Raw genomic sequence first — 14362 nt, 5'->3', positions numbered from 1 at the left:
AGCCCTTTAGTTCAATGAAAAAGCAACAATCATTCACTGTACTTATCGTGTCCTGTCAGCGTAATGGAGTTTCCTTACTTAACTTTTCTGAGTCACTTTTGTATCTTTGATTACCCATTTTCCATTATGGTACTGTACAATACCCTTAACTGTAACAGAACCATCACCAGCTCTGTATTTAGATCCTTCAAACATAAAATCATTAGACACAAAATCAACTTTTTCAATCCTAAGAAGTACACCATTTAAAACCATCGTATCAGGATTGTATAAGCCTTTTTCTATCAGATTTTCATATGAAGCGTCCATTGCTTCGACTTTATATTTCCCTTCAAAATAACTTAAAATTTGAACCTTATTTGGCTCATTCAATTCTTGTTCATTCAACTCATCAAAATTACTCATATCAATAGCAATGAACTCCATATCGCTACTTAATGCTTCATCTTTTTCCATAATGGAATCCAGTGCAATGCTGTATATTTCCCCCAAATACTCCTTCGAATTTATTTCATTATTGTTGCTACAAGAAGTCAGTAATAGTAATGGAATCAATAGTATAGCAAAAAGACTTATCTTCAACTTTAACACCACCTTACTTGTATCGACGTTAAAGAGTCTGATTATGTTTCGTATTATTAAACTATCTACCATAAATCCTATAGCTCGAAGTTCTGCTGAACTATTATCCTTTATAAGGTGTGACAACAGAAAACTTATGCCCATCCAAATCTTTAAAGTGAAAGCTCCTTCCACAGTTGCCTCCATCCATAAGATCGGTCACTTCTACCCCATCCTCTTTCAATCCCTGGTACAGTGAATCAATTGATTCGTCATCTACTTCAAAATTTATTGTAAACATTTCGAAATCTGATCCATCTTCTCCTTTAGTGAGGAAGTTTAACGTTTTTCTATCCTTAACGGGTATTAAAAAAATTGCACCTTCACGCATGTATAGCATGGCACTGCTCTCTGGACCCGCTTCACCATCCCAATTAAATTTAAAATGTTTTACGTACCATTCAGCAGATTTCTTACAATCGGTGACAGGAATATAATTACAACACACCCTTCTAATTAGTCTCTCTTTCATAGGTTCGTGCATTATTTTTCCTTACTCTCACATTCTTATTTTCTTCTTTGAAAGCACCGACATATATAATCATTTATAAACCTCAACCAACTTTCACAATTTCATTCCCGATAAACGACTGTTTGTTCGGTGTCATACCAGCCTTCGCGCAGGAGAACTTGAAACGCTCGATCAGGATTTTGTTCGCAAAATTGATCTAATGATTCTAATAGTTTCTGTATTCCTTCAGGATCTATTTCGAGCATTTTATTATAATTCATGATCTGTACAACAGTTACAGACTCACGAAGATGATGCCCATTAAGCGTTTCCAAATACTCGTCCATCAGGCGCTCACCGAAATAATCGCAAAATAGGTACCGTTCTTTCCAATTAGAACTATCTGCTCCTTCATCCCTCCAATGTACCATCGTTTGCCTTTCCCAAATGTCCCACTTGTTTCCGTCCGGATCATATAACTGAAACTGTCTTCCACACCCTCCTCTATCCTGAATTTGATAAGATACTTTTAGTCCTTGATCAATCATTTGTCTATGCAGCTTGGAAAGCCCATTTACTTCAAACATGGCAAACGCCATATTCCGAATACTACTCGTCGCTGGTGTCTCAAAATTATACGTTTTGGGAGTTAGGGATTGAATAAAGTAAATTTCCTCACCTGCTTCTGTTACTGGTTGTCCCTTTTCATTCACTGGTCCCCCTAATGTCTCGGTATACCACAAATACGATGCCTCTGGATTACTGGATGGGAAGAATAGAGCTGCCACTCTAATAAAAGCATTAACTCCTTGCCGCATCGGTTGTGTTACGGTTTTAGAATTTTGCCACACTTGGAACTTGTGACCCTGCGGATCTTTAAAACAAAACATAAATCCTTTATTATCTACATCTATTAATGGCTCCACTTCCACGCCAGAACTGGCAATTCGCTCATACAGCTCCTCAATGCAATCTGTCTCAAAGCGTATAGAAAACATCTCGTAAGTTTCCCCAGGAATCCATTCATCGGTCAAGAAAGTGTTCGTCAAACCTTTCTTCTCGACTTCGTCCATAAATATATCCTGTTGCCGAGTGCCTGTTCCCGTTCTGGTTAAGGTGTTTTCATACCACGGCCAGACAATGTTCACTCCATCATCCACTGGCATGTACAAGCAACCTAATCTTTTGAGCGCAACTTTCGCAACGGTTAGCTGATTCATTGAAATCTTCCTTCCTATTTTTCAAAATGTTGTACTCCATTTTGTTCATTTCATTAACCTTTCGAATCATCTTCTCAGCTTGATGATACAATGGATATTAGTTCCTCCAGTGGACCAATGCACTGTTTAACTTCAGATAGATGATAAAAAGTACTTGTCGTTTCAATATCGTTGAATTCATCTGTTGGGGAGTACAAATATATTTTCTTTTTCGATCCTAGCGCTATTCCTAACTCTACATGGCTGCCATTCCCCGCTGGCATCATTACGATTACGACATCTGCCCCCAATACAGCAGCCATCTCCTCCTGTCCAATTATTCGAAGATTAGATATTGAATCTACCTTGGAGTGGTTTGTCCAATCGTATGTCTGTTTAAATCCACTAGACTCCAAAGCCTTGGCAACAAACCGAACGTTATCAACATTTTTAAAACTTGACGCTATGTAAAAATTCAAATGTTCTCCTCAATTCGTTAGGATCTTGATCAATAATTTCTTTAATAATAATGCCTTGTCAATTGAATAACCTTTAACTTATTTGGAATTTTATGATACATAAATTTTACCATAGCTATAATCTGATGAGAATAGGTTTTCCTTTTTCTAAATAAACACGAATTAACGGCAGCCAGATTCATGGCTGTCGTTTTCTTAACTCACAGGCAGTAGAGTGCAACTTTCTGACCAATACTTCGTCCAATTTTATAGGAATAGTGATATTTGCTAGTTTTTGGAGAGTATTCCTAAATTGGAGGGTTCATTGTTGAACAAAAAGAAGATTATGGTCATTTTTGGTACAAGACCGGAAGCAACGAAAATGTGCCCAGTCGTACAGGAACTAAAAAGGCATCCGGAATGGTTCGAATCAAAAGTTGTCGTGACAGGGCAGCATCGAGAACAGCTGCATCAATCGCTTTCGCATTTTGACATCCAACCAGATGTTGATTTAGCACTGATGAAAGACAACCAAACGTTAGCCTATTTCACTTCTTCGGCTATAGCCGGCCTTGATCATATTGTAGCAGAGGATCGGCCGGACTTAATATTAGTACACGGGGATACTCAAACTGCATTATGCGGCGGGTTGGTTGCTTTTTTCAATAAAATACCAGTTGGTCATATTGAAGCAGGATTGCGTTCCCATAATAAATATTCACCGTGGCCTGAAGAGGCAAACCGGCAAATCGTTGATGTCGTAACCGATTTATTATTTGCACCTACATCAATAGGTAAGGATAATTTATTGCGGGAAGGGTATCGTGGCAATCATATCTTTATTACAGGTCAAACCGCAGTTGATGCAGCAATACTAACTAATAAAACAGACTACCAATTTAAAGAGCATAGGTTAATTAGCTTAATTCAAAGTGAAAAAAGAATTGTTACCATGACAGCACATCGTAGGGAAAATTACGGACGCCCCATGGAAAATATGTTTGCAGCGATACGTCGCGTTGTGGACGAACAGCCGGATGTATCGGTTATTTATCCGGTTCATTTAAGCCCTACAGTTCGTGAACTGGCTTTTAAAATGCTTTCTGGGCATGAGAGAATTCATTTGCTTGATCCCTTGGATTATCCAGATATGATTAATCTCTTATCCCGGTCCTATCTCATATTAAGTGATTCGGGCGGGCTGCAAGAAGAGACAACTGTTTTTAATAAGCCGCTTGTTTTAATGCGTGACACTACGGAACGACCAGAAGCTATTGCCGTTAATGCGGTCTATCTAGCGGGAACCGAGGAGTCTTCGATTTACGAAATTACATCTAGACTACTTGGGGATTCAGACTTTTATGATAGGATGACAAAGGCAAGAAACCCGTTCGGAGACGGACAAGCTTCAAAACGTATTGTGAACATACTTGCACACTTCTTCGGGTTTATCTCCATCCTTCCAGCCAAATTCGAGGGATAGTCTAGATAATTAATAGTTGATCTTACTCTCTAGCTAATGGAGAAGTTGGCACTTAAAACGAAAATACAATGACTGGATTCTTTATCCCTCTGTGCAATTTTAGTAAATCAAGAATAAGAAAGAGGCTACCGTCCCCCGGTAGCCTCTTTCTTAAAATCCATTATAATTCATATCAACCTGTCATCTATATAATAGTTCACGTTCAGCTATTTCAAACGATAAACCCTGGCTTCATAGGGTTTCAGGTTAAAGGAAGCTATCTCTTCGCCAGAATCAACCTCGTAGTTGGCAATAAGCAGCTCCTTTTCCTTAAATGTGATGTCTGCCGGTAAGTCAAAGCGGACTATTTCTTGTGAAAAGTTGCAAATAACTAGGATCAAATCATTATCCAGACTTCGGGTAAACGCATAGATTTGTTCGTCTTCAGCCAGAATTAGCTGATATTTTCCATATACGATATTGAGGTGCTGCTTACGCAGTTTAATTAACCTTTTATAATAATGATAGATTGAATTGGAATCCTTGACCGCATCTTCCACATTAATTTCTTTATAGTTCGGGTTTACGGATATCCACGGCTTTCCTGTAGTGAAGCCAGCATTGTCATCCTTAGACCATTGGACGGGAGTCCGTGCGTTATCTCTGCCACGTTCATGAACGGCATGCATGATCTCTTCCGGGGTAAGCAGTCCCGCTTCCGTAAAATCCTTATACGCATTCAAGGTTTCAATGTCCCGGTACTCCTCAATCGCTGAAAAAGCTACATTGGTCATGCCGATTTCTTCACCCTGATAAATGTAAGGCGTTCCTTTCAGCATATGAAGGCAGGTGGCGAGCATTTTTCCAGAAAGAACTCGGTACTGTTCCTTATCATTCCCAAACCGCGAAATGGCCCTTGGCTGGTCATGATTGCTCCAGTACAAGCTGTTCCATCCATCCTCTTCAAGCCCGACTTGCCATCTGGAGAAGATCGTCTTGAGGTCGGTCAACTTCCATGGCTCCGGTGTCCATTTACCGAATCTGCCACTGCCGACATCAACGTGTTCAAAGTGAAAGACCATATTCAGTTCATTACGCGCCCCGCCTGTGTAGAGCTTCCCCTCTTCCGCGCTGACGCCAGGCATTTCACCAACGGTGATAGTATCGTATTTGGATAGGACCTCATGGTTCATCTCCTGCAAAAATTCATGGATACGGGGCCCGTTCATGTAATAGGGGCTGCCGTTGCCATACAAATTGCCCGTTACCACTCCATCCGGAAAACGTTGATCCTTGGAAATAAAATTAACCACATCCATCCGGAAACCGTCGACGCCTTTGTCCAGCCAGTACAACATCATATCGTAAACAGCTTTTCTTAAATCCGGACTTTCCCAATTTAAATCAGGCTGCTTTTTGCTAAACAGGTGCAAATAATACTCATCCGAAGATGGATCATACTCCCATGCACTGCCTCCGAAAGCCGCGCCCCAATTGGTCGGCGGCTTTCCTTCTTTCCCCGGCCTCCAAATGTAGTAATCACGGTAGGGGCTATCCTTCGACGAACGTGATTCCATGAACCAACTATGCTCATCCGAGGTATGATTCACGACCAGATCCAGCATGATTTTGATCTCTCGTTTATGCGCTTCCTCCAGCATTTCCTCGAAATCGCCCATTGTCCCAAAATCATCCATAATACCTCTGTAGTCACTGATATCATAACCGTTATCATCATTTGGGGATTGATATACAGGCGACAACCAGATGACATCAATGCCAAGATCCTGCAGATGATCCAGCTTCTGAATAATCCCTTTAATGTCACCAATGCCATCACCATTGCTGTCCATAAAGCTGCGAGGGTAAATTTGATAAACTACACTTTCTTTCCACCATTTTCTCTCCATCTCTAGCCTCTCCTGACCTTAAGTATTAGAAACTTTTATTATTTAATTGCGCCTTGGGTAATACCGTTAATGATCCACTTCTGTGCGAACAGATAGACAACGACCATTGGCGATAAGGCCAGCAGGTATGAAGCGAAGGCCAGATTGAAATCAGTGCCGAACTGTCCCTGGAACACATACTGCACCAGTGGAAGTGTATAGGAATTCTGATCGCCCAGCAGAATGAGCGGCAACATGAAATCATTCCATGATGACAGGCAGGATAAAATTCCGATCGTAGCGTTGATTGGGGCAAGCAGCGGAAAAATAATTTTCCAATAGGTCCCCCAGACCGATGCTCCATCAACGTTTGCCGCCTCTTCAAGCTCGTAGGGAATGGAGCGAATATATCCAACATAAACAAAAACATTAAATGCTAATCCATATACGATATACAGAATGATCAGACCCGCCACATTGTTCATATGCAGGTCTGTCGTCACCTTGACCACGGGCAGCATAATGATCTGGAACGGAATGAACATAGCGCTGATAAAATAAAAATACAGTCCTTTGAAAAATTTCATATTCATATTTCTCGCTATTGCATAAGCCACCAAAGAGTTAGTCAGCAAAATGACTACTACTGATATAGCAGTCACCATCGCACTATTCTTAAAAGCATTAAAGAAATTCGTTGCCTCAATCGCGCGAGTGAAATTTTCAAAATGCAGTCCCGTTGGTAATGCAAAGATCGAGGCGGCCATTTCCTCGGAATTCTTCAGCGCAATGCTGATCGTCATATACAGCGGAAACAAAATGAGCAGTGAGCCAAGCGCAATGAGTACAGTCAGAAGCCAATTCGTCGGTTTTCTCATCACAAATCCATCTCCCGTTTCTGTAAAAATTTAAGCTGGAGCACGGAGATCACGACAATAACGATAAAGTAAATCACAGCATTCGCCGACTGATAAGCAAATTCCCCACCCTGAAAGCCTCCTGTGTAAATAAGGAGCGCAATAGATTGCGTAGACCGTCCTGGTCCGCCTCCTGTCAGAGCAACAACCTGGTCGAACACCATCAAAGCCCCTTTCATCGCAAGCACCATGTTAATGGTAAAAGACGGAGCTAGCAATGGGAAGGTGATGCTCCAGAATTCTCTCCAGCGGCTGGCTCCATCCAGACTTGAGGCTTCATACAAGTCTTGGGGAATGGTCTGGAGTCCTGCGAGATATAGAATCGTGTTAAACGCAATCCCCTGCCATACGGCTACTATAACAATCCCGACCCACGCCCAATTGGCGTTTCCGAGAATATTTTGCGATAGAAATTCACTTCCAAGCTTGGCTCCCCATACGGTAAATACGTTAGAGAACAAGTAATTGAAGATAAATCCAACGATTAGCACGCTCAAAATATTCGGCAGGAAATACACCCCGCGGAAGAAGTTCTTGAATTTGATCTTGGAGTTCAGTCCCAGCGCAATCATTAAGCTGAGAATATTAATAAAGATGGTCACAACAATAGAGTACTTAAATGTAAACATATACGAATTAATTACATTATCGTCTTGAAAGATATTCACAAAATTTTTGAAGCCTACAAAATCGTAGCTGCTGCTGAATCCATCCCAATTCGTAAACGAATAAAAAATCCCCTGAAGCGCGGGGTACGTATGGAACGCAAAAAACAACAGCAATGCTGGTATGGTCATCAAATAAAAGGCGGTACGGCGTTTAGCCATGAGCAAATCTCCCTTCTCAAAAGCAGAGAACAATAGGACAGATCAGTTTCCGCCCTATTGTTCGCACATGTTCGTGTTATTTGCGATTAGCTACTTTATCCCATTCGGTATCCAGTTTGGTTAAGTAAGCATTGATGTCTTTCTTTTGCATGAAGTCCTGAAAGATCGTCTCCACTTTCATCGCTGCGGGGATATAATGATCGGCAAAGTCGACTAGGTTTCCGCTTTCCAACGATTCCTTAAGGTCAGCAACACTGGCATCGTCTTGCGTAACTCCCGTCACAGCCGAAAATGATTTTTGCTCGGAGATGTATTGTTTAACATTATCCGGTTGCAATAGAAAGTCTACAAACTTCTTAGCTTCCTCTTTATGTTTCGAGCTCTTGGCAACGGTCAACAGCGTATCCACACCGGATACAAGCTTGTTCTTGGCTGGGTCATTTGTTCCAGGGAAGGGGAATACCCCTAGATCTATATCTGGATTGGCCTTTTGAATTTCCGGAATAGCCCATACGCCCTGCAGGTACATTGCTGATTCACCCTTAGCAAATGCGGTATTGCCATCATTATAGCCTTTTCCATACATATCCTTTTGAGCATAATCCAACAACTTCAACTGCTTTTCGGCGACCTCACGATACGTATCCTTGAAAGTTACAGTGCCTTGCGCACGTTCCTTGAAGAAATCAAGGCCTACAACGTTGCTCTCCAGAGCGTTAAAAGCAGGCAGCGTTGTCCATGCATCCTTCAGGGTCAAATAAAAGGCATTCTTGCCGGAATCCTTTACCTTTTGCGCAACAGCAATGAACTCATCCCATGTTTTTGGAATTGTAAGGTTCAGTTCCTTGAAGATCGCTTTGTTATAAATTACACCGTTCGCATTCGTGGAGAATGGAATGCCGTTAATTTCAGTAAGTCCGGTCATGCGTTTCAGCATATCGAGATAAGCGGGCTGAATGTTAGCAATGAGCGGGTCCTGTGAGAAATCTTCGAATAGTCCGCTTTTGGCAAGAGTCGAGAATGTATCGGTTGCACCAAGTCCAACTACATCGGGAATGTCTTTTTTCGCTACACGTGTCTTGAGAACGGTCTCCGCATCCGGCGGATTGACCTGGGATACCTTGATATTGGGATTTGCCTCATTAAACTTGGCAATCAGCTTGTCGAAGGACGCCTTGGCTTCAGACTTGTTCTGGAAGAACTCAATCTTTACCGTACCAGCCGCAGCGCCTTCCGAAGCCTTGTTATTTCCGCATGCACTAAGTAAAGAGGTAGCCAGTAAGCCAGCCATAATAAGTTTAAATCCTTTTTTCATCCTTGAATCCCCCTAAGAGTTTTTTGGGTTTTACCTTATTATCTGCTATTAATCACATTTCATGTAGGGAAGGTAAACGTTTACGTAAATTCAATAAGCCATCCCGTATATTACACGCCCCCTCTCTGTCATTTGATAAAATTACTTGATGTGAACGTAAACGTTTACTCAATATTGAAAAAAGACTCAGGTAAGTCTCCTTACCGTTTGTCTTTCGACAACCCTGTGAGGCACGATGGTACTATCTGCAACATGACCACTGTTAATCATGTAAATAAGCTTTTCTGCAGCAGATTTGCCCATTTCATAAAGTGGTTGATTCATTGTGGTCAACGGTGGCACAACCATTTCCGCAAGCTTTAAGTTATCATAGCCGATAATAGAAAGATCCTCTGGCACCTTCAATCCATGCTTGGCAGCCACCGTGAGAACACCAATCGCCATCTCGTCACTGGCTACAAATATTGCTGTCGCTTCCGGCGCAGTCTGCAGGAGACTCTCCATTGCAACACACCCACCATGAAAATTGAAATTTCCATACGCCAAATAATGCTCCCTAAAAGGAATCCCATTATGCTCTAATGCCTTTTGATATCCTTTTATTCTCGGTGTTCCAGCCACTTCATCTTTCTTTGACCCACCGATCATGGCAATCTCCCGGTGGCCGTTGTCAATCAAATATTCCACTGCATCATATGCAGCCTGCTGATCGTCCACCTTAACATATGGTACGGAAGCATAATCAGCCTTAGTAGAGACTAGCACTACAGGGATCTCCATCGCTTGCATGACATCATAATACTCCTTCTTCAGCTTCTCGCTGGAGAAAACAATACCGTCCACCTGCTTTTCCCGCAGCACCTGCAGGTATTTCATCGTTCGCTTGCCATCTTCATCGGTATTGCAGACGAAAACACTGTAGTTGTTATCATTGGCATACTCTTCGATACCATGCAGAATTTCCGAAGAGAAATAACTTGATACACTCGGAAACAATACGCCGATTGTCTGAGTACGCTTATTGATGAGACCGCGAGCGATTGCATTGGGCTGATAACCCATTTCCTGAATAACGTGATTCACCTTATGCTTCGTCTTGTCCGAATACCCAGAAAGATTATTAAGCACCCTTGAGACCGTGGCGATAGAGACATTGGCTCTCTTAGCTACATCTTTAATCGTTGGATTGTTTGGATATTTGGGCTGCATATCAATCCCTCTTTTATCCGTCATAGATACCGCAAACGTTTATAGCGAGATTTAAATAACAAATCCGATTACGTAAACGATTACTCAAAATATAAATGCTGCAGCTTTTTTTGTCAACTCTCAACATTTTTATTTGTTGTTCCAAACACGAGGACAATAAAGCAGACCGAATATTATGCTAATCCCACTGGTAATCCGAACTGCTTTATTTTCGTTTCAAAATTAGTGACTTGTTTTTGGTTCCCATACTTTAAACTTATTATTATCAAGATCATAGAAATCAAATTCAACAAACCATCCGTGATCCTGCAACTCTTCAGTGCGTACATCATTTAATACCAAGTCATGATAAAGTGTTTGTATCTCTTCTGCGCGGAAACAAAATGCTGGCATGACAAAGTGATCGTTACCCAATGACCAGTCTTTCGTTAATATATTTGTAGTTGAATCATCTAAAGTTTCTAAAAAGAACACTTCTACATGCCCAATCTTTAATCTGTTCTCATCATCTTGTTCCAAACAAAAATGTTTTTTAAACCATTCCATCGATTGTCTTCGATTATGCACAGCCAGATAAATGCTATCAACATGAGTAAGACGTGGTTTCAGAAGAAAACCTCCTTTAAAAGTGAATTTCCGCTAAAAAATGATACATTCGCGAAAATGAACTAATAACCTCTTTTTAGGTGGTTTCCTTCTGCTATTTCCACAACTCCCGTTATTAATCTACTTTTAATTTAATTACGTTATTGTATGCTTTCATGTAATGCATACCTTTTATTAGAAGATATTCCGGCTCAATTACTGTATCAAATAACAAAGTACGTTCCTTCATTAATTGCCCGTTTTTTTGCTCCGAAACGTTCTGATTTACTGTCGTTTTTAAAGACGTTATCTCGTTTTCCGTTTCTATAGATACACCATCAAGCATCACATCCTCAGCAGTAGCGATTGTGATTTCAACTCCTTTTGAAGTCGTTGACACCTTCTTCACCCATAATTCTTTTCCATCAAGTATTAACGGTTCATCGCTTAAGGACGCAAGTGATATCCTTTCGTTTAGCTTCTCGTAACCTACAAACTGTTTCATTACAAGTTCTAATGAATCCAGCTGTTTGGGCAATGTATCATAGCTAATGTCAAACTTCATTCCTCTAAATGAAGATTGAATGCCAGAACCGATTATTTCGATAGGAATTCCATTAGCCTTTAATTCAATGCTGTCTAACGCCAATCTGACTCTATCAAAATTTGCTACATTCAACGTTCCATCTATTACGGTCATTGTTGGAGTAGCTGTTATCGAGCGAAATGTGATCGAACCTTTGTCGACTTTAAAGCTCTTATTTATCGACTGTTTAATCTTCGTTTGCAACGCAGCATTTGGATTATAAGGAAAAGTAATCGTACCCTCAGCCATCTGACCGTTCTGTACAATCTGCCAAAAGTGCAGCGTTAATTTTTTGGAAAATGGACTTACGCTATCGAAAGACATTGTGCCTTTCATCTCCGTATGATCCTCATTGATTAATGATGTGCCGCCTCCTACGTTTGAATCTGTAAGAAAACCACTGATTTTTGATAGTCGAAAATGGTCACCCTGCTGTTCCTCAATTCCATTTGGATTGGTTAACGTGTAATACATGATTAGTTGATTGGCATCTGTCATAATACCGTTAATGATAAGTTCGGTTCCATCTTCTAAATGGGTCCTTTCATCTACGATTTGTCCCATGCCTTCATCATTTAGTTGTTTTAAAGTACCATGAATTAATTCATCAAATCCAAGCAGCTGCTTACCGTAATAAGCAAAAGCATTGTAATTATTGCCAGATAAAACGACAACTACTAATATGACTGCTGCAATCTTCCATACTGCTGCTATTCGTTTCTTTCTTTTTGGTGCAGCCGTATTTAAAGCACTTCTTAATCTCATTTCTAATTCATCAGGTACGGTTATGGACTCCATTCGCATCCTCTCTTCAGCTAATCGTTTCTCGATGTTATTCATGAACATCACCCCTATAATGATCTCTCAGCCTTTTCAATCCTTGAAAGATCCTAGATTTAACGGTCACAATCGAAACATTAGTTATGCCAGCTATCGTTTGGTAATCGAGATCATGCAAATATTTTAATTGGATCGCTTCTCTTTGATGGTTATTGATGTGCATTAACAATGCTTGCATATCCATTTGCTGATCGCTGCTGCTATAAGGATCGCTGGTCAAGGCATGAGGGAGTACCTTCTCGTTCGTCGTATTCCAATCATCGAATAACACCAGCTTATTTCGCTTTTGAAGCAAGCTTTTGCAGCTATTTACCAAAATGGTTTTACTCCAGCTGTAAAAAGCTTCTTCTTTCTTCAACTGATCGATCTTCTCATATAATCTAACAATCATATCCTCCATCGCATCCAAAGCATCATGCGAATTACCCATATAGGTGAAAGCGAGCTTATAATAAACGTCTTTTTCAGACATTATTAATTGAAGTAATGCCTCTTTACTTCCCTTTTTCGCTCTTCTCACCAATCGGACTACATTCATGCCTTCACCTCTCTCCCCTATAAGAGTAATGATAGTGAAAAAAAGTTCATTTTCAAAATAATTAATTTTAATATGGTTAAGGAAACAGCATTCTTTTGTATGTAGAGGGGCAATCTAAACACATATGCGATGAAATGGATGAGGAGAAGATTTATGGAAGAGAATAGAATCGCTAAGTTTCTGCTTCCCAGAAGAGTGAGCTTGTATCAGGGTGTTTTTATTGTAATGGGCTATCATACCTTGGATGAAAGCTTTATGGTTGGTCTCCATTTTGAGGATGAGGTACAGCCGTTTGGAAGCTTTATTCACGGAATTAAGCAGGCCGAGAGGCAAACCTTGAAAGAGACTGTTCTAGCCAATTCCGTTCGGACTCAACATCCTATGGTTTGGGTTAGCCCTGGCATTTGTGTTGAATTAACGTTTGAATCGATTGAAAACGGAAAGCTAATGAACCCTGCATTTCAAGCGTTCCGCTTTTCTATGGATTGGAAGGCTTGTACGTGGAATAAAATGATAATTGAAAACGCCGCCGTTCAAGAACCATTCAATCTAACTCATCCCGATAAAGTGATATGGGATAATCCACGAATCGATAAAGAAAGCTTTGTTGCTTATCTCATACAAATTTCCCCATACATGCTGCCCTTTTTGCAGAACAGAGCTTTAACTACGATTCGTTATCCGAAAGGAATACACGGAGAATCCTTCTATCAGCGGAATTGCCCAGATTATGCTCCAGACTTCATTAAAACCTCGGAAAGAAACGGCATTGTAAATATTGTTTGCAATGAATTATCAACATTAATCTGGCTGGGCAACCAATTGGCGATCGAATACCATATTCCATTCCAAACGATTGATACGGATTTGCCCTTGGAAATCGTTCTGGACCTGGATCCTCCAAGCCGTGACCACTTCCCTCTTGCTGTGAAGGCAGCTCTGGAATTGAAAACCGTATTCGACAGCTTCGGCTTCATCAGCTACCCCAAGCTGTCAGGCGGCAAAGGGCTGCAAATCCATATCCCGCTCCCGAGAAGCTCTTCCCTAACTTATGAAGATATAAGAATATTGACATCCTTCTTAGCGGATTATTTGGTACAGAAGCATCCTGAGGATTTTACGATTGAAAGGCTGAAAAAAAACCGTGGTGCTAGGCTTTACATTGATTATGTTCAGTTTGCGGCAGGGAAAACAATCATTTGCCCTTACTCCACTAGAGGAAATGAAGAAGCGACAGTGGCAACTCCACTTTACTGGCATGAAGTGAACGACCAGTTAACGGCTGGAAAATTCAATATTCCCAATGTATTGAATCGATTGGCAAACGGGGATTGTCCGATGAGAAATTTTTTCCAGACAGATAATCGTTCTTTGTTTCCAGTCCTATCCATGTTGAAAGATAAGGTAAAGGTGAAATAAAAAAGGAAGCAGCTATGACTCGTTCAGTCATAAGCTGCCTCCCTAA

At 40.8% G+C, this 14362-nt stretch carries 14 protein-coding genes; 2 read left to right on the top strand and 12 right to left on the bottom strand.

Annotated features, from left to right (window positions below; translation table 11 throughout):
• Positions 1–78: 78 nt before the first annotated feature.
• From CEF13_RS13525 to CEF13_RS13510, 4 genes are all read right to left on the bottom strand, one after another.
• Positions 79–582, bottom strand: coding sequence for a peptide ABC transporter substrate-binding protein (locus CEF13_RS13525; RefSeq protein ID WP_102711178.1), 504 nt, complete (start codon positions 580–582; stop codon positions 79–81).
• A 103-nt stretch (positions 583–685) separates the two neighbouring features.
• Complete coding sequence (locus CEF13_RS13520) at positions 686–1105, bottom strand: VOC family protein (protein WP_102711177.1); 420 nt, start codon at positions 1103–1105, stop codon at positions 686–688.
• 89 nt (positions 1106–1194) lie between these two features.
• Positions 1195–2292, bottom strand: coding sequence for a VOC family protein (locus CEF13_RS13515; RefSeq protein ID WP_102711176.1), 1098 nt, complete (start codon positions 2290–2292; stop codon positions 1195–1197).
• 74 nt (positions 2293–2366) lie between these two features.
• A complete protein-coding gene (locus tag CEF13_RS13510; RefSeq protein WP_102711175.1) occupies positions 2367–2750 on the bottom strand; it encodes a nucleoside 2-deoxyribosyltransferase in 384 nt (127 codons plus the stop codon).
• Positions 2751–3057: 307 nt separating this feature from the next.
• On the opposite strand from CEF13_RS13510, the gene wecB reads away from it, so the two are divergent.
• On the top strand, positions 3058–4212 hold the full coding sequence (gene wecB / locus CEF13_RS13505) for a non-hydrolyzing UDP-N-acetylglucosamine 2-epimerase (protein WP_166742782.1): 1155 nt from the start codon (positions 3058–3060) through the stop codon (positions 4210–4212).
• A 206-nt stretch (positions 4213–4418) separates the two neighbouring features.
• On the opposite strand, the gene CEF13_RS13500 is transcribed toward wecB, so the two are convergent.
• The 8 genes from CEF13_RS13500 to CEF13_RS13465 form a co-directional block, all read right to left on the bottom strand.
• Entirely contained in the window at positions 4419–6101 is a 1683-nt protein-coding gene (locus CEF13_RS13500) for a glycoside hydrolase family 13 protein (protein WP_102711173.1), read from the bottom strand.
• A gap of 38 nt (positions 6102–6139) precedes the next feature.
• Positions 6140–6958: a carbohydrate ABC transporter permease gene (locus CEF13_RS13495; protein ID WP_102711172.1), complete on the bottom strand. Its 819-nt coding sequence runs from the start codon at positions 6956–6958 to the stop codon at positions 6140–6142.
• Positions 6958–7824, bottom strand: a complete 867-nt coding sequence (locus CEF13_RS13490) for a carbohydrate ABC transporter permease (protein WP_102711171.1) — start codon at positions 7822–7824, stop codon at positions 6958–6960. The genes CEF13_RS13495 and CEF13_RS13490 overlap by 1 nt, the downstream gene beginning before the upstream one ends.
• Positions 7825–7900: 76 nt before the next feature.
• The gene (locus CEF13_RS13485; RefSeq protein WP_102711170.1) at positions 7901–9139 is read right to left on the bottom strand and encodes an ABC transporter substrate-binding protein; all 1239 of its coding nucleotides are present in this window, start codon (positions 9137–9139) and stop codon (positions 7901–7903) included.
• Between the two features lie 186 nt (positions 9140–9325).
• Complete coding sequence (locus CEF13_RS13480; protein WP_102711169.1) at positions 9326–10348, bottom strand: LacI family DNA-binding transcriptional regulator; 1023 nt, start codon at positions 10346–10348, stop codon at positions 9326–9328.
• 222 nt (positions 10349–10570) lie between these two features.
• On the bottom strand, positions 10571–10894 hold the full coding sequence (locus CEF13_RS13475; protein ID WP_102711168.1) for a hypothetical protein: 324 nt from the start codon (positions 10892–10894) through the stop codon (positions 10571–10573).
• Positions 10895–11069: 175 nt separating this feature from the next.
• Positions 11070–12359 carry a DUF4179 domain-containing protein gene (locus CEF13_RS13470; RefSeq protein ID WP_102711167.1) on the bottom strand — a complete coding sequence of 430 codons (1290 nt, stop codon included), beginning with the start codon at positions 12357–12359 and terminating at the stop codon, positions 11070–11072.
• Complete coding sequence (locus CEF13_RS13465) at positions 12352–12897, bottom strand: sigma-70 family RNA polymerase sigma factor (RefSeq protein ID WP_102711166.1); 546 nt, start codon at positions 12895–12897, stop codon at positions 12352–12354. The genes CEF13_RS13470 and CEF13_RS13465 overlap by 8 nt, the downstream gene beginning before the upstream one ends.
• A gap of 153 nt (positions 12898–13050) precedes the next feature.
• Between CEF13_RS13465 and ligD the strand changes: the two genes are divergently transcribed.
• A complete protein-coding gene (gene ligD / locus CEF13_RS13460; protein WP_102711165.1) occupies positions 13051–14316 on the top strand; it encodes a DNA ligase D in 1266 nt (421 codons plus the stop codon).
• Positions 14317–14362: the final 46 nt, after the last annotated feature.

The sequence above is a fragment of the Paenibacillus castaneae genome, assembly GCF_002884445.1.
GTDB classification, from domain to species: domain Bacteria; phylum Bacillota; class Bacilli; order Paenibacillales; family Paenibacillaceae; genus Pristimantibacillus; species Pristimantibacillus castaneae.
This window is presented reverse-complemented; position numbering and strand designations above follow the sequence as displayed.

Coding starts and splice junctions, on each gene's coding strand:
- CEF13_RS13520 (WP_102711177.1), bottom strand. CDS start 1,105: ATGCACGAACCTATGAAAGAGAGACTAATTAGAAGGGTGTGTTGTAAT.
- CEF13_RS13515 (WP_102711176.1), bottom strand. CDS start 2,292: ATGAATCAGCTAACCGTTGCGAAAGTTGCGCTCAAAAGATTAGGTTGC.
- CEF13_RS13500 (WP_102711173.1), bottom strand. CDS start 6,101: ATGGAGAGAAAATGGTGGAAAGAAAGTGTAGTTTATCAAATTTACCCT.
- CEF13_RS13495 (WP_102711172.1), bottom strand. CDS start 6,958: ATGAGAAAACCGACGAATTGGCTTCTGACTGTACTCATTGCGCTTGGC.
- CEF13_RS13490 (WP_102711171.1), bottom strand. CDS start 7,824: ATGGCTAAACGCCGTACCGCCTTTTATTTGATGACCATACCAGCATTG.
- CEF13_RS13485 (WP_102711170.1), bottom strand. CDS start 9,139: ATGAAAAAAGGATTTAAACTTATTATGGCTGGCTTACTGGCTACCTCT.
- CEF13_RS13480 (WP_102711169.1), bottom strand. CDS start 10,348: ATGCAGCCCAAATATCCAAACAATCCAACGATTAAAGATGTAGCTAAG.
- CEF13_RS13475 (WP_102711168.1), bottom strand. CDS start 10,894: ATGGAATGGTTTAAAAAACATTTTTGTTTGGAACAAGATGATGAGAAC.
- CEF13_RS13470 (WP_102711167.1), bottom strand. CDS start 12,359: ATGAATAACATCGAGAAACGATTAGCTGAAGAGAGGATGCGAATGGAG.
- CEF13_RS13465 (WP_102711166.1), bottom strand. CDS start 12,897: ATGAATGTAGTCCGATTGGTGAGAAGAGCGAAAAAGGGAAGTAAAGAG.
- ligD (WP_102711165.1), top strand. CDS start 13,051: ATGGAAGAGAATAGAATCGCTAAGTTTCTGCTTCCCAGAAGAGTGAGC.